General features: G+C 49.4%; 15 protein-coding genes. 3 read left to right on the forward strand and 12 right to left on the reverse strand.

The window, feature by feature from the left end:
• Nucleotides 1-19: 19 nt before the first annotated feature.
• Nucleotides 20-1,198, reverse strand: coding sequence for a M20 aminoacylase family protein (locus tag BLV87_RS12720; RefSeq protein ID WP_093069239.1), 1,179 nt, complete (start codon nucleotides 1,196-1,198; stop codon nucleotides 20-22).
• An 89-nt stretch (nucleotides 1,199-1,287) separates the two neighbouring features.
• Between BLV87_RS12720 and BLV87_RS12725 the strand changes: the two genes are divergently transcribed.
• Together BLV87_RS12725 and mltB are read left to right on the forward strand one after the other, a co-directional pair.
• A complete protein-coding gene (locus BLV87_RS12725; RefSeq protein WP_093069241.1) occupies nucleotides 1,288-2,004 on the forward strand; it encodes a hypothetical protein in 717 nt (238 codons plus the stop codon).
• Nucleotides 2,005-2,075: 71 nt separating this feature from the next.
• Nucleotides 2,076-3,227 (forward strand): lytic murein transglycosylase B, encoded by a 1,152-nt coding sequence (gene mltB, locus BLV87_RS12730; protein ID WP_093069249.1) that lies wholly within the window; start codon nucleotides 2,076-2,078, stop codon nucleotides 3,225-3,227.
• Nucleotides 3,228-3,272: 45 nt separating this feature from the next.
• Here mltB and corA read toward each other — a convergent pair whose 3' ends face one another.
• From corA to kdsC, 9 genes are all read right to left on the reverse strand, one after another.
• Nucleotides 3,273-4,226 carry a magnesium/cobalt transporter CorA gene (gene corA / locus BLV87_RS12735; RefSeq protein ID WP_093069250.1) on the reverse strand — a complete coding sequence of 318 codons (954 nt, stop codon included), beginning with the start codon at nucleotides 4,224-4,226 and terminating at the stop codon, nucleotides 3,273-3,275.
• A gap of 23 nt (nucleotides 4,227-4,249) precedes the next feature.
• On the reverse strand, nucleotides 4,250-5,170 hold the full coding sequence (gene rapZ / locus BLV87_RS12740; protein WP_245707022.1) for an RNase adapter RapZ: 921 nt from the start codon (nucleotides 5,168-5,170) through the stop codon (nucleotides 4,250-4,252).
• On the reverse strand, nucleotides 5,118-5,606 hold the full coding sequence (locus BLV87_RS12745; protein WP_093069253.1) for a PTS sugar transporter subunit IIA: 489 nt from the start codon (nucleotides 5,604-5,606) through the stop codon (nucleotides 5,118-5,120). The genes rapZ and BLV87_RS12745 overlap by 53 nt, the downstream gene beginning before the upstream one ends.
• A gap of 6 nt (nucleotides 5,607-5,612) precedes the next feature.
• A complete protein-coding gene (gene hpf, locus BLV87_RS12750) occupies nucleotides 5,613-5,948 on the reverse strand; it encodes a ribosome hibernation-promoting factor, HPF/YfiA family (RefSeq protein ID WP_093069255.1) in 336 nt (111 codons plus the stop codon).
• A 62-nt stretch (nucleotides 5,949-6,010) separates the two neighbouring features.
• Nucleotides 6,011-7,456: an RNA polymerase factor sigma-54 gene (locus BLV87_RS12755; protein ID WP_245707024.1), complete on the reverse strand. Its 1,446-nt coding sequence runs from the start codon at nucleotides 7,454-7,456 to the stop codon at nucleotides 6,011-6,013.
• Nucleotides 7,457-7,617: 161 nt separating this feature from the next.
• Nucleotides 7,618-8,343, reverse strand: a complete 726-nt coding sequence (gene lptB / locus BLV87_RS12760; RefSeq protein ID WP_093069258.1) for an LPS export ABC transporter ATP-binding protein — start codon at nucleotides 8,341-8,343, stop codon at nucleotides 7,618-7,620.
• Nucleotides 8,340-8,816 (reverse strand): lipopolysaccharide transport periplasmic protein LptA, encoded by a 477-nt coding sequence (gene lptA / locus BLV87_RS12765; protein WP_245707025.1) that lies wholly within the window; start codon nucleotides 8,814-8,816, stop codon nucleotides 8,340-8,342. Before lptA ends, lptB begins: the two co-directional genes overlap by 4 nt.
• A 7-nt stretch (nucleotides 8,817-8,823) precedes the next feature.
• Nucleotides 8,824-9,264: an LPS export ABC transporter periplasmic protein LptC gene (gene lptC, locus BLV87_RS12770; protein ID WP_093069261.1), complete on the reverse strand. Its 441-nt coding sequence runs from the start codon at nucleotides 9,262-9,264 to the stop codon at nucleotides 8,824-8,826.
• Nucleotides 9,261-9,815 carry a 3-deoxy-manno-octulosonate-8-phosphatase KdsC gene (kdsC, locus tag BLV87_RS12775; protein ID WP_093069298.1) on the reverse strand — a complete coding sequence of 185 codons (555 nt, stop codon included), beginning with the start codon at nucleotides 9,813-9,815 and terminating at the stop codon, nucleotides 9,261-9,263. The genes lptC and kdsC overlap by 4 nt, the downstream gene beginning before the upstream one ends.
• 113 nt (nucleotides 9,816-9,928) lie before the next feature.
• On the opposite strand from kdsC, the gene BLV87_RS19995 reads away from it, so the two are divergent.
• Complete coding sequence (locus BLV87_RS19995; protein WP_281241324.1) at nucleotides 9,929-10,054, forward strand: hypothetical protein; 126 nt, start codon at nucleotides 9,929-9,931, stop codon at nucleotides 10,052-10,054.
• A 203-nt stretch (nucleotides 10,055-10,257) separates the two neighbouring features.
• Here BLV87_RS19995 and BLV87_RS12780 read toward each other — a convergent pair whose 3' ends face one another.
• Together BLV87_RS12780 and BLV87_RS12785 are read right to left on the reverse strand one after the other, a co-directional pair.
• Entirely contained in the window at nucleotides 10,258-13,524 is a 3,267-nt protein-coding gene (locus tag BLV87_RS12780; protein WP_093069263.1) for a tetratricopeptide repeat protein, read from the reverse strand.
• A gap of 23 nt (nucleotides 13,525-13,547) precedes the next feature.
• Nucleotides 13,548-15,029, reverse strand: coding sequence for a tetratricopeptide repeat protein (locus BLV87_RS12785; protein ID WP_093069269.1), 1,482 nt, complete (start codon nucleotides 15,027-15,029; stop codon nucleotides 13,548-13,550).
• Between the last annotated feature and the right edge of the window lie 186 nt (nucleotides 15,030-15,215).

A 15,215-nucleotide genomic window follows, 5' to 3' on the forward strand; every position in this document is an offset into this window, starting at 1 on the left:
CGAATTATTGATGGGTGATTTAATGGCAAATATGTTGTACCAGTCGCACCCAGTAACTGGCACCTAGCGGCAAGATCGTGTCGTTAAAATCGTAGTACGGATTGTGCAAAGCACGGCTTTCGGTTACATCGCCGTTGCCGATCCAGATGTAGGCTCCGGGGCGGTGCTGAAGCATGTAGGCGAAATCTTCCGCCCCCATGCTCGGTGGTGGATTCCATTGCACACAGGCTTCGCCGACCAGTGCAGTGGTGACTTGATAACAAATTTCGGCATTCGCAGGGTGATTGATGGTGGCAGGGTAGCCTTCCATAAACCGCACGTTGGCACTGGCATCCAAGGCTTGTGCCGTGTGTTCCACTAACTGTTGCAGACGTTGTTTCAAGCGTTTGCGATCCTGCGGGTTAAGGCTGCGGATCGTGCCATGCAATGTCACCGTTTCTGGGATAACGTTGTAAGCGCTGCCGCCGATCATGCGCGTGATGCTGATAACACCGCCACTGGTGGGCTTGAGGTTACGGGAAACAATGCTTTGGGCAGCCGTAATGATATGACCCGCCACTAATACGGGGTCTGTTACCGTATCCGGCATGGCGGCGTGCCCGCCCTTGCCCTGAATCTCAATATCGAAGCTGTCGGTGGAGGCCATCACCGCCTGTGAATGTACCGCAAAATGCCCTGTGGGAATCCCCGGCCAATTGTGCATTCCGTAGACTTCAGCGATGGGGAAGCGCTCGAATAAACCGGCTTCAATCATGCGTTTTGCTCCGGCATTGCTTTCTTCTGCGGGTTGGAAAATGAAATAAACCGTTCCAGCAAAGTCAGGGGTTTGCGCCAGAATCGTGGCAGCACCGAGTAACATGGTGGTGTGTCCATCATGCCCACAGCCATGCATTTTACCGTGATGGCAGGAAGCATGAGCAAACGTGTTCAGTTCGGTCAGAGGTAGGGCATCCATATCTGCCCGCAAACCAATGTGTTTGTCGCCGGGATGTGCGCCGCGCAAAATTGCTACCACGCCTGTTTCACCAATCCCGGTGTGAACTTCCATACCTAATGCTTGCAAGCGGGTAGCGATTTGTGCGCTGGTGCGGAATTCTTCGTAAGCCGTTTCTGGGTGTTGGTGAATATCACGACGCCACTGCTGCATCTCTGCATGGAGGGCGTGGCTGGCGGCAATTGGGTCAAGTTTGGCAGTCATATTACATCCTTTCTTTTCGTGTGTAGTCGCGATTTTATGGGGTATGTCTGGTATTCTTCTCATGATTCATCTTCGCAGGTATCACGCTCATGAAAACACTACAAGGCATCGTGCTCTTAGCCACTTGTTTAACAGCAAGTCAGGTGCAGGCGCAAGAGCCACCGACCGCAGTACCACAACCCGCAGCACCGGACACACTCACCTTCCCGCCACAGCAGGGGGCGAATACTCAGCAGGCCACCTCGCAGCCATCACCACCTAGTGCGAGTGTAGGGCAGCCGGGGCCTAGGTTTCCTGCACAAGTAGCACCACAGACGCAGCCACAGACAACTTATCCTTACAGCAATGGCAATTATACGAATTATAACTACCGCAGTTATGGTTATCCTGCCTATCCTTATGGTTATTACCCATATGCTCAACAGCAGGCTTACAACCCTTACGCTCAGGCATACAATCCGTATTATGCGCAGCAACCGATGTATAACCCGTATGCAACGCCCCGGATGATGCCCTATCCGTTACGTCCACCGGTTCCACAAAAAAAGGAAACCAAGCCGTGGGGCGATACGCGCTATATCTGGCCTGACTTTTATACGGATTTTACGGGCGATGCGTTTGATAAAATGATTAATGCTCCCTATGACATGGGGCGGATGCCGGGAGGTTGGAAATTCCCTTCCATCAGTATGCCTGATCCTGTAACAGTGAGTGATGCGATTGCTAACCAAGTGCCACCTTTTGCAGAGGAAGCAGGAAATATGGTTCCCGTCGATGATATGGGCAATATAGTGCCGTTTAAATAAAATCTTGGTCGTGTTAAACTATTAAGCAGTTTTTGGGGCTTAATAATATTAAATGATCATTGGAGATTTAAATGCATTTGCCAAAAAGTTCTTTTAGCCGTGGTGCAGCACTTGCACTAGTGTTTAGTTTGGGAGCCTGTAGTTCCGTACCTGAAAAAGTCGATACTGTTGAAAATAGTAGTACTGCTCAGCAAGTGAGTAAGTCAGCACAACCCCAAGTGAACGGTGATTCGGCACAAGTCGTCAGCTATGGTGGAAAGGGTGTTGGCAATTACACCGCAGCAAATTTAGGCGGTGATTTTGCGGGTAACGCACAGTTGCTGAGATTCATCGACAATATGGTACAAACGCACGGTTTTAATCGCCAGTACTTGTATGGGGTGTTTTCTCAAGTACGTAACCGCGATGATGTTGCACGGCTGTGGGCAGGTTCCAGTGCTGATCCGGGTAGCCCTAAAGGTTGGCACGCTTACCGTGATCGTTTCGTGACGGCTGCCAATGTGCAACGTGGCACTGCGTTTTGGCAGGAGCACTCTGCCCATTTGCAACGTGCGCAACAGCAATACGGCGTTCCGGCAGAATATATTGTGGGGATTATGGGGATTGAAACCCGTTGGGGGCGCATCCTCGGTAAGCATCGGGTGATTGATGCGCTGACCACTTCGGCTATCGTGAATCAACGCCGTAGCCAATTCTTTTTTGATGAGTTGAAAAACTACATGCTGATGACGCGCAGTGAACGCATGGATCCGCTCGCGCCGAAAGGTTCGTTTGCCGGTGCAATGGGGTATGGGCAGTTCATGCCGAGCAGCTTCTACGCTTTTGCGGTGGATTTTGACGGCGATGGTGTGCGTGATTTGTGGAATCCGGTGGATGCGATTGGCAGTATTGCCAATTACTTTGCTAAAAACGGTTGGCAACCAGGTGGTGAAGTGGCAGTTCCTGCCCAAGTCACTTCCAACCAATATGCCAGTGTGCCGGATGGTTTTAAGGTTAAGTATTCCATGTCTGATTTGAACCGTATCGGGGTAACGCCTCAATATGGTCGCGGGGCGGCAGGGCCGGTGCATTTATTAGCACTGAGTACGGTGCCGAATGGTTACAAAGAACCTTGGATTGGCTACAAAAATTTTCACGTGATTACCCGTTATAATCGCAGTAACTATTATGCGATGACGGTGCATTTGCTGGCGCAATCCGTGCGTGAGCGTGTCGGTAAGTAATGCATGGCAAGGGTGCGCCGCTGTGTGCGCCCTTGCCTTTATTGTTCAAAACCACCCTTTGCGTTTGAAAAACCAATAAGGTGCAACCCCTGCCAGAATCATTAAGCCAATCGCCATGGGGTAGCCGAATACCCAGTCTAATTCCGGCATGACGCGGAAGTTCATCCCGTACAAGCTGGCAACTAGCGTTGGCGGCAGGAATACCACCGCAGCAATCGAAAACATTTTGATGATTTTATTCTGTTCGATATTGATGAAACCTTGCGTGGTTCCCATCAGGAAGTTGATTTTATCAAACAGAAAGGTGGTATGAGACATCAAGGTATCAATATCACGAATGACTTCAGGGATAATGTCTTGGCCTGCCTGGGTGTCACGTAACTGGCGTTGTAAAAAGGAAATAGAACGTTGCGTATCCATCAGGCACAAGCGCACTTTGCCGTTGCTGTCTTCCAAGGCTGCAAGATCGTCGATGGCACTTTCTAAATCCGTGTCGGTTTCTTCAAGCACTTTATGGCTGATAATTTCGAGTTCATGGTGTAAATCTTCGATCGTATCGGCAAGGTTTTCCACTTTTTGCTCAAACATGGTGAGTAGTAAGTGGCGAGGGCTGCGTGCCTCTACTTGACCGCGCCGTGCCCGCATTCTAAGTAGACGAAAATCAGCCAGTTCCTGTTCCCGCACTGTAATCAAGCGGTCAGTTTGGAGGATGAAAGCTACGGTGGTGGTTTCCATGCGGCCTTCGCTTTGAGTGACAAACAAGGAGTGAACGTGAATGCCGCTGCTATCGGTGAAATAGCGGGCAGAGGATTCGATTTCCTCGACATCATCGGATTCAGGCAGCTCTGTATGGAGCAGGACTTCTAGGCGATCGCGTTCTTCATCGGTCGTGTCTTGGGCATCAATCCAGCCGGTATGGGAAATGGCATAATCCAAGAGTTGATCGCCGAGCTTATGCTCGACTAATTTGCCCTCTGCAAAGCCGAAAAATCGTAACATTGCTTATCTCCGGTGTGGGGTATTTAACGAACGTAATTGAGTTCGCGATGCCGCAGGATCACGTTTTCGCCCATGGTCTGGCGAAAATGTTGATACAAACGTTCTGCTAAATAAACGGAACGGTGGCGTCCACCGGTACAGCCGATTGACACAGTTAGGTAGGCTCGCTGGCAATTACTATCTAAACTGGGTAGCCAGTGACTCATGAAATCGCGGATATCCGTATACATGCGTTGTACATCGTCATGCTGCTCTAGCCATTCGATGATACCCGCATCACGCCCTGTGAGTGAACGTAGGTCAGGCTCCCAGTAAGGATTAGGCAAACAGCGCACGTCAAATAGAAAGTCGGAATCGTTTGGTGGATTGTGTTTAAAGCCAAACGATTGAATCATAAGCGATAAATGTTGCTGCTCTGTTTGAGAAATGCGTGCTTTAAGCATTCGGCCTAATTCGTATACGCCGATATGGGAGGTATCCAAGCGTAAATCAGCATCAATTGCTAAAGGTTCTAACAAGGTGGATTCTAGCGCAATCGCTTTGTCTAACTCTTGGGTCTCGCTGGTGAGCGGGTGGCGGCGGCGGGTTTCGTTATAACGTTTGCGCAAGATTTCTTGTTCAGCGTACAAGTACACGACCTGAGTGCTGGGAACACGTTGCCGTACCCGCTTAATAATGCTTGGTGTATCGAGCAGGCTATCACGCCCGCCTCGGATGTCGATACCGACCGCAAGATAGGGCTGCTTGGCAATTTGTGGTGTGCCCAGTAAGGCTTCCAGTAATTGCGAGGGCAGATTGTCGATACAGTAGTAACCGTTGTCTTCGAGTGTGTGCAAGGCGTAGCTTTTGCCTGCACCCGACATGCCGCTGATAATGACTAGGTGCATGGGATTAAGCCGCAAGTGCACCCGCAAACGGGTGGCTAGGTGGATCGAAAAGTTCAAGGAAATGATCCAGCATAGTTTGCGTGTCTTGGTAACAGCAAATTTGCTCAATCAGGGATTTTTGTATCAGGGTACTGGTCAGTTGTGTGATCAGTTCTGAGTAATCAGGGGCTTGGTTGGCTGGTACGAGGATCGCCATGAACAATTGCACCGGTTTTTTATCCGGTGTGTCCATTTTAACGCCATCTTCCAGCAACAACAAAGCCCCACAGGGTTGATGAATGGACATGCACGCATGGGGAATGGCAACGCCATTTCCAATCGCGGTACTACCCAGCTTTTCCCTATTGGTGAGGGCATCGAAAATAGCCTCTGCCTCCAAATTAGGTTGGCCTAAGGCAAGCATTTCCGCTAGTTGCTCAAAAGCACGTTTCTTACTAGAAACGTCAGGTTTGCAGGCAATCCGTGCGGCAGAGAGCAGGGTAGTCATGTCCATGAGGTATCAGTCCATTGTTTCTGTTGCAGCGACCATTTGGGCTGCTTCCTGGCGATGATGGTCTTTCACTTTTTCCTTGTGTTTGACAATCTGTCTGTCTAACTTATCTGTCAGAGCATCAATCGCTGCATACATATCATCGGCGTAGGCATCCGCGAACAAGTGATTGCCGTTGACGTGGAAGGTCGCTTCTGCCTTGTGACGTTGTTTTTCGACTTCGAGGATGAAATGTATTTTCATTACCTGGTCGAAGTGGCGTTTCAGGCGTTCAGCCTTTTCACGCACATAGTTATTCATGGATTCTGTCACTTCTAGATGATGACCAGTGATTTCTAATTGCATAATGCAAGCTCCTTGTTCAGGTCATGGAAGAAACCATGCCCCTTGGTATATGGGGGCATGGCTTAGGTCGGAAGCAATGTTTTTCGGTCATGTGATGACGGAATGGACATTGCTTCACGGTACTTGGCGACGGTGCGCCGGGCTACATTGATACCCTGCTGATTGAGCAAAGTAGTCAATTGGTTATCACTTAAGGGGGAATGTTGATTTTCCTCAGTAATCAGTTTTTTGAGCATGGCGCGAATCGCCGTTGAGGAGCAGCTAGACCCGGTATCGGTGTCTACCTGACTGGAGAAAAAGTATTTGAATTCAAAGATACCACGTGGGGTATATAGGTATTTGTTGGTGGTGACGCGGGAAATGGTGGATTCGTGCATTTCTAACTCTTCTGCAATGTCCCGGAGAATCAGTGGCTTCATCGCCTGTTCTCCATATTGCATGAAAGCGCTTTGGCGTTCAACTATTGCTTTGGCAACACCTAACAAGGTTGAATTGCGACTTTCCACGCTGCGAATCAGCCAGCGGGCTTGTTGCAGATTGGACTTGAAGTAAGTAGCATCGCGTTCACTTTTCACTTGCCCTAACATGTCGGCATAGTACTGATTAACTTGCAGATTTGGCGTGACTTGCGCATTTAGTGAAACCACCCATTCTCCTTTGATCTTACGGACATAGGCATCTGGTACGATGTAATCAGCGCTGGATGCTGAATAAGCACTACCCGGTCGAGGTTGTAAACTACGCAGCAACATGAGAATTTCTTCTAACTCGCTGTGTTCTATTTTTAGTCGTTTGCTGATTTCTTTATAGTCGCGCCGTTCCATCAAGTCCAGGTGTTTTTCGACCAACTGACGGGCTTTGAACAAAATGCGGCTTTCTGGTAAGTGAGCCAGTTGAATTAGCAGGCATTCACGCAAGTCACGTGCCCCTACACCTAACGGGTCAAGCTGTTGGATAAATTTAAGGACGACTTCAACATCTTCGAGTTCGATAAGAAGTTCTTGGCTAAGTGAGTCTACAATATCTTCCAGCGGGTCACATAAGTATCCTGCTTCATCCAGTGAGCCGATAATCACGGTAGCAATCTGTTTGTCGATGCTGGTGAGGTTGCTCATGCGAATTTGCCATAATAGATGTTCTTGCAAACCACTATCGGCAGTATCACCTTGATTTTCTAGGAAGCCGGTGTTATCACCATTGCCATCACTGTTGCTGCTGCGGGTGTCATAAACGTCTTCCCACTCCGCATCCACATGCAATTCGTCAGGAATGTCCTGATCAAATTGTGCAGTATCTTCGGGAGCATCCGGGAAGGCATCAGGTTCAGCAATGCTATCGCTGTTGTCAGCGCTTGACACCGGTTCGCTGGGTATTTCTGGGCGTGAGTCGTCGGTCTCTTCTGCTAATTGCAGTAAAGGATTTTCCTCTAATGCTTGCTGAATTTCGTTCTGTAGCTCAAGTGAAGACAATTGCAACAAGCGGATGGCTTGCTGTAATTGTGGGGTCATTGAGAGTGTCTGACCAAGTTTGAGATCGAATCCCTGTCTGAGCATTTTTCTTGTTGTTCCTTGTGCTTGTGAGCTATGAATCCTAACGTTCCACAGCTTTCATACTACCCTAATCGTTTGCCAGTGCAAAGATGCGATAGTCGGGGTGAATGACACCTGACTCACAGTTTGAAATGTTCACCAAGATAAACGCGCCGCGCTTGTTCGTCTTGTAAGATGGTTTCGGGTGAACCCTCGACCAAAATTTTGCCTTCGCTGAGGATGTAAGCGCGGTGGCAGATTCCCAGTGTTTCCCGAACATTGTGGTCAGTAATCAGTACACCAATGTCACGAGTGACTAGATGACGGATGATCTTTTGAATTTCGAGAACAGAAATGGGGTCAACCCCAGCAAAAGGTTCGTCTAGTAAGATAAATGCTGGGTCACTGGCAAGCGCACGGGCAATTTCAGCACGACGGCGTTCACCACCCGATAAGCTAATGCCTTGGCTGTCACGGATGTGGGTTAGCTGGAATTCTTCCAGCAAGCTATTCACTTTGTCTTGGCGTTGGCTGTGATTCAGATCTTTACGCAACTCCAGCACTGCCATGATATTTTGTGCTACGGTCAGTTTGCGAAAGATACTGGCTTCCTGTGCCAGATAGCCGATGCCTTCACGGGCGCGTTCGTGCATGGCTTGTGCGGTGATGTCCTTGTCGTTGAGCAATACTTGGCCTTCATCAGCACCTACTAAACCAACAATCATGTAAAAGCAAGTGGTTTTACCTGCCCCGTTTGGCCCTAATAAGCCGACAACTTCCGCATTGTTAACGTGCAAATCCACACCTTTGAGAATTTGGCGTTTTTTATAACTTTTTTGCAGATTACGTGCGGCTAGGGTATTCATTCTGCTGCTTTATTGGTGGGGTAAAACACAGCGGATACCCGCCCGGATTTGCCTTTGCCGCCTGCTTGGAGCTGACCTGTGCCGGTGAGGTATTCGATATGGTTGCTGGTAAAACGGTCTTGATCTTGCAAGAGTTCAGCGTCACCGTCGAGGATTAAGCGTTTTTCCTTGACCAGATAGTGCATTTCACGGGCTTTGCCGCTGGCGAGCTTGCCATTGTCCATTTTTTGCTTGAGGCTGACGGGTACTCCGATGGCAAAAATACTGACAATTTCATTATTGGGGGCGTTAATCTCAATGCGGGTGGCAAGGATTTCCAAGGTTCCCTGTTTGATGGAAACGTTGCCCTCATAAGTAGCAGTACCTGCCATTTTGTCAAATACAGCGGAATCGGCTTCGATTTGTACCGGCGCTTCCACATCCGATTTCAGGGCGTGAGCGGTGGAGGTAATACCCGCGAGTAGCAGGCACAACAGCCATTTATTTAACCTGGTAAGTTGAGCGCACATTTGAATCAAATCTCAGTAAGTTGTCATCGAGTTTAGCGGTAAGCCCGGTTGATTGCATCGTGCCGTTGGGTGCTGTAATGAATACGTCGGCATCGGTAGAAATTTCCCGTGTCGTTTGATCATACAACAAATGGTCTGACTGTAGCTTGAATCCGGCGCTGGTATTGATTTCTGGGGCGATAATACGGCTTTGACGTTTACCTTGCCAATGCGACAAATGCTGCCCGGAAAGCTCGTAACTGATGTTGCCATCTGCCTCGACTGCCATAATGGAAAAATCCACTAGGTAATAGTCAATCTGATCTTTTTGCATGGTGACGCGCCCAAGATCGGTTTTGCTCAAATAATCTTCAACTTGGGTGGTCAGCAGAATCAGGAGCAAGACGACGATCAGCGTGATGACATGTTTCATGTCAAATAGCTTGCCAGTTTGGCTTGCAATTTGCCATGAGCATGTAACAGCATTTCACAAACTTCGCGTCCTGCACCACGCCCGCCATGGGTTTGTGTCACCCAATGCGCGTGCTCTTTGACATAGTAATGCGCATCACCGACCGCGATAGCAAAACCAACCTGCGCCATGACGGGTAAATCCACCACGTCATCACCAACATAGGCAATATTTTCCGGTTTAAGACCTGTTTGGGCGAGCAAGTCAGCAAACGCTGGGCGCTTATCGCGGTAGCCTTGCCAGATACGATTACGGGGAATTTTTAGGTTATCGGCACGGTGTAGGACGAGTTCGGATTGTCGCCCGGTGATCAGTGCCATTTCCAGCCCGCTTTCCAGCAACATACGGATACCGTGCCCATCCTTAGAGTTGAAGGCTTTGTATTCTTGCCCGTCATCACCATAAAACAGACTACCGTCGGTCAATACACCGTCAATGTCGAAAATGACCAGTTGGGTATTGCGAGCGCGTGCCAGAACGTGTTCGGGAAGGTGGTCGAAATTAGCTATCATGTAAGGCGAGTCCTGCGCATAAAAGTCATTACGCCGCATGATAGCGGGATTGTGGGGGGAACCCAACCCTATTTAATGCGCCAACTGCCTTATCTTACGGCAGCGGTTCCATTATGCGCGGTGACGTCTGCGTCAATTACCTTAGCAGCCACCCCCCCGCCGCCTCCATGACTCCCACCGCCGCTACCTCCACCACCTCCACAGCCACTAGTACCACTATCGTTGATAGTAAGCAATGAAGAAATGATCGCTAACATTACCATGCCGGTCACCAGCCATCCCCACCCCAACAGCGACCACTCTACAATAGCCCCTGCAACAGCCCCTACAAAAACGCTAGCAGGATAAAAATGGGGTTATATCTGGGTGATCCGATCCCTAGTGTTTTTTCCCTGCTTGCGAGTGCTGAATAGGTGCATTCGCGTATTGCCTCATGCTAGTTTCACAGTTTTGTTGCTTTGGCTTGTTTCAGCAATTGCTGCGTGTAGTTGTATTTTTCCTCAAAAACCTTCGGATTTTGCTCTGCAAAAGGTTCAAGTAGTTGAACAGATTCTTGCAAGAGTGGGATGGCTTGGTTAGGTTCATTCCATTCAAGGTTTGACTTGCCGAAGGACTTCAAGGTATTCGCTACATCGGGCAGGTAGACCAATGGGTTGTCCTTGGCAAGCGCACGGTAGATGGCGAGAGCCTCCGTGTACAATGCTTCGGCCTCCTCGCGCCGCTGGCTATCATTTGCTACCAAAATGCCAAGGTTGTTAAGTACCATTGCCATATCTGGCTGATTAATTACGGGGTTGTCTTTAGCAAGCACACGGCGGATAGCGAGTGCTTCGGAGAACAATGTTTCTGCTTCCTTAAGCCGCTGGTTGTCCTCTGATACTAAGTTAGCAAGGTTGTTCAGCGTACTCGCTACATCATTTTGATATATTGTTGGGCTATCCTTGGCAAGTGTGCGGCGTATAGCGAGGGCTTCCGTATACAGGGCTTCAGCCTCCTTAAACCGCTGGCTGTCCTCTGCTATCAAGCTACCAAGATTCGTCAACGTTGTTGCTACATCCGGCTGATATACTGCTGGATTATCCTTGGCAAGCGTCCGCTGGATGGCGAGGGCTTCGCTATACAGGGCTTCAGCCTCCTTAAACCGCTGGCTGTCCTCTGCCACCAAGCTACCAAGATTGCCAAGCGTACTTGCCACAGCAGGTTGGTACACCGATGGGCTATCTTTGGCGAGTGCGCGGCGGATGTTTAAAGCTTCCGTATACAACGCTTCTGCTTCCTTACTTCGTTGGCGATTTTCTGATACTACATTGCCAAGGTTATTCAACGTTGTTGCTACATAAGGTTGGTATACCGCTGGATTATCTTTAGCAAGCGTGCGGCGAATGTTTAAAGCTTCCGTGTATAGGGCTTCGGCCTCCTTAAACCGCTGACCGTCTGCCACCACCAAGCCGCCAAGATTAGTTAATGTTGTCGCCACAGCAGGCAGGTGTACCGCCGAGTTATCCTTGGCAAGTGTGCGGTCGATGCCCAATGCTTCGGTGTACAACGTTTCCGCTTCCTTACGTCGCTGGCTGTCTGCTGATACTAAAATACCCAAATTGGTTAACGTACTTGCTATCTCTGGCTGATATGTTTCTGAATTATCTTTGGCAAGTTTGCGGTAACAGTCTAATGCCTCAGTGTAAAAGGCTTCTGCTTCATTGCGTCGTTGATTGTCGGCTGTCAACAACAAACCAAGATTGTTAAGCGAGCCTGCCATATCCGGCTGATAAAGTATCGGATTTTCCTTGGCAAGCTTGCGGCGGATAGCTAGGGCTTCAGCGTACAGGGCTTCTGCTTCCTTAAATCGTTGGCTGTCTGCTGCCACCAAGATGCCAAGGTTGTTCAGCGTATGCGCTACGTTCGGCTGGTAGGACGCTGGGTTGTCCTTGGCAAGCGTGCGGTAGTAATCCAGTGCCTCGGTGTACAGGGTTTCTGCTTCCTTAAATCGCTGGTTGTCTGCTGCCACCAAGATGCCAAGGTTGTTCAGCGTACTCGCTACATCAGACTGGTATACTGCTGGGTCGCTTTTAGCAAGCTTGCGATAGCTATCCAGTGCCTCGCGGTACAATGTCTCTGCTTGCTGATATTGATTGTTGTCTTGCAAAAAATGGGCGTAAACAAACAGGTGGTAAGGAGTACGTTCTGCTTTAAGTACTTGATCAAAATACTCACTGGTTCGTGCAATACGTTGGTCGCCTAAGCTGTAATCCTCTGCTGCTTGCTGCGCTTTTACCAACCAATCGGTTGCTGTTGCCTTAGTAGCTTGTTCTAGTAACTCCAGTGTGGAATGGTATTTACCCTCAAAAATTTTCGGGTGCTGTTTGGCTAAAGGGGTATACAGCTCGACGGCTTCTTGCAACAGTGGCAGGGCTTCAGTGGGTTCGTCCCAATCCAGATAAGCATTCCCAAATCCTCCCAGTGTCTGCGCCAAGAACGGCAGGTATGCCGCTGGGTTGTCTTCAGCCAGTGTTCGATGGATAGCCAATGCTTCCTTAAACAATGCCTTGGCTTCTTGTTGCCGTTGGCGATTCTCGCCGACAATATTCGCCAAATTGTTCAGGGTTATGCCAAGGTCATGGCGATAAACGCCGGGGTTTTCTTCTGCAAGTTGGCGATAGATAGCCAGTGACTCAAGGGAGAGTTCTTCCGCTTCTTGTTGGCGTTGCGGGTCTTGTGATATGGGCAGTGCAAGGTTGTCCAGTATGGCTGCGACCACCGGCAGGTAAACATCAGGGTTATCTTGGGCAAGTTTGCGCCGAATCACCAACGATTCCCGGAACAGGCTTTCAGCTTCCTTGTAACGCTGACTATTTTTATTTACCAATAAACCGAAATTGCTTAACACTCGTGCTACATCGGGCAAATACACATCAGAATTATCCTTAGCCAAAGTGCGGTAACTGTCCAAGGCTTCGGTATACAACGTTTCTGCTTCCTCGCGCCTATGTGGATCTTCTTGTACCAAGAGACCAAAATTATTCAGTAGGTTAGCCACATCAAGCAGATAACGAGCAGGATTATCTTGAGCCAAGGGGCGTAGAATACCTAACGCTTCCGTGTAAAGAGCTTCCGCTTCCTCGCGCCGCTGACTGTCTGCCGCTATCAATATGCCCAAGTTATTGAGCGTTCTAGCTAACTCGGGCTGGTCGGTCGCTGGGTTATCCTTGGCAAGCGCACGGTAACTGTCTAATGCTTCCCTGTAGAGTGATTCCGCCTCCTTAAAACGCTGGCTGTCCGCAGAGACTAAAAGACCCAAGTTGTTGAGCGTTAATGCCACGGCAGCCTGGTAAGCTGCTGGATCATCCTTACCACGGGTGCGATAGCCATCCAATGCCTTGCGGTACAATGTCTCTGCTTGCTGATATTGATTGTTATCTTGCAAAAAACGGGCGTAAACAAACAAATGCTCAGGAGTCCGCTCTACTTCCAGGGCTTGCTCAAAATACGCGCTGGTTTGGGCAATGCGTTGGTCTCCTAGACTGTAATCCTCTGCTGCTTGCTGTGCTTTTGCCAACCAGTCGGCTACGGATGCCTCGGTGATTTGTGTGGTTTTCGCTGGCTCTTGTACTGCCGCCTCTGATGGGGGCTTATCACCGCACCCGTTCAAGAGTGGAATTAACACTAGCAGGAGTGCCAATGGGTGACAATAGGAGTTAGATAACCACATAGGTAGCTTGCCTCGCTTGGGTTTCACGGCTTGGCAGGACTGGCTTGTTCCAGTAACTGCAATACTTGCTGGTAGTGACTGCCGAAAACACCGGGGTCTTTTTGGACAAGTGGTGCAAAAAGTTCAGCAGATTCTTGCAGCAGCGGCAGGGCTTGGGTGGGCTCATCCCAATCCAGATAAGCCGACCCAAAGACCCACAGTGTCTCTGCAATCTCAGGTTGGTATACCGCTGGGTCGTACTGGACAAGCGGGCGGTAAATGTCCAGTGCCTCGGTATAAAAAGCTTTGGCTTTCTCGCGTCGCTGGTTGTCCGCAGACACTAAATTACCAAGGTTATGCAGTGTGGCTGCCAAAGCAGGCTGATAGACCACCGGGTTATACTGGGCAAGCGGGCGTTGGATAGTGAGGGCTTCGGTGTACAAGGCTTCAGCCTCTTTCAACCGTTGGCTGTTGGTTGCCACCACAGTGCCAAGGTTGCTTAGCGTTGTTGCCACGGCCGGTAAGTACACATCAGGGTTGTTTTTGGCAAGTTGACGACGGATATCCAAGGCTTCACGGTACTGGGTTTCAGCTTCGTCACTCCGCTGGCTGTCTTTTTTCACCAAGTTGCCAAGGTTGTTCAGCGCGATTGCCACATCCGGCAAATACACTTCCGGCTTGTCTTCGGCAAGTTGGCGGTAGCTGACCAGTGCCTCACGAAAAAGGGCTTCGGCTTCGTCACCCCGCTGGCTGTTATTTGCTACTAAGTTACCGAGATTGCTTAGAGCCGTTGCCACTGCGTGTGCGTAAGCTGGCTGGATTGCCGTGGGCATCTGACGGTAAATGGCCAGTACCTCGCGGTAGAGGGCTTCGGCTTCCTCGCGCCGCTGGCTATCAGCCGCTACCAAGATAGCAAGATTGTTCAGGGTCATTGCCACAAAAGATATGTATACCGTTGGGTGCATCAGCTCTGATTGATCTGGGTCGATTACTACAAAGTCCACATCCTTTGAAACACCTTGGGCAAGTTGACGATAGTTAGTCAGTGCTTCGCGAAACAGGGCTTCAGCTTCCTCACGCCGCTGGCTGTCTGCTGATACTACGATGCCAAGGTCGCTGAGTATGCCTGCTATCGTTAGAGTGTAAGCCGCTGGATTGCCTTTGGTTAGCTGGCGGTAGCTGGTTAGTGCTTCATTGTAGAGGTTTTCCGCTTCCCGGTACTGATTGTTTGCTCGTAAAAATTCAGCATAGTCAAGCAGGTGTTCTGCCGTTCTGCCAGACTTGAGGACTTGCTCAAAATACTCGCTGGCTCGTGCAATGCGCTGGTCGCCTAAGCTGTAATCTACAGCCGCTTGCTGAGCTTTTGCTAGTAAGTTTTCTGCGGTTGCCTCGGTGGCCTGGGTGGTTTGTTTTGGTTCCTGTATCGCTGTTTTCTCAGATGGGGTTTTATCACTGCATCCGTTCAGGAATGGAATCAACAACAGGAGTAGTGCGAATGGACGAAAAGAGGATATGGATGGACGCATTCGCGTATTGCCTCATGCTAGTTTCACGGTTTTGTGGTTTTGGGTTGTAATGACCAAGTAAATTAGGACAATACTTTTAAGCCTATGTCTGCCACGATTGCTTTTTTGATAAAACAACCATGCCACTATGGTTATACGTTTTGGATAGCAAAATGGGGTTAAATGCTCTTGCCTAGATATTAGCAC

The sequence above is a fragment of the Thiothrix caldifontis genome (assembly GCF_900107695.1).
Classification (GTDB): domain Bacteria; phylum Pseudomonadota; class Gammaproteobacteria; order Thiotrichales; family Thiotrichaceae; genus Thiothrix; species Thiothrix caldifontis.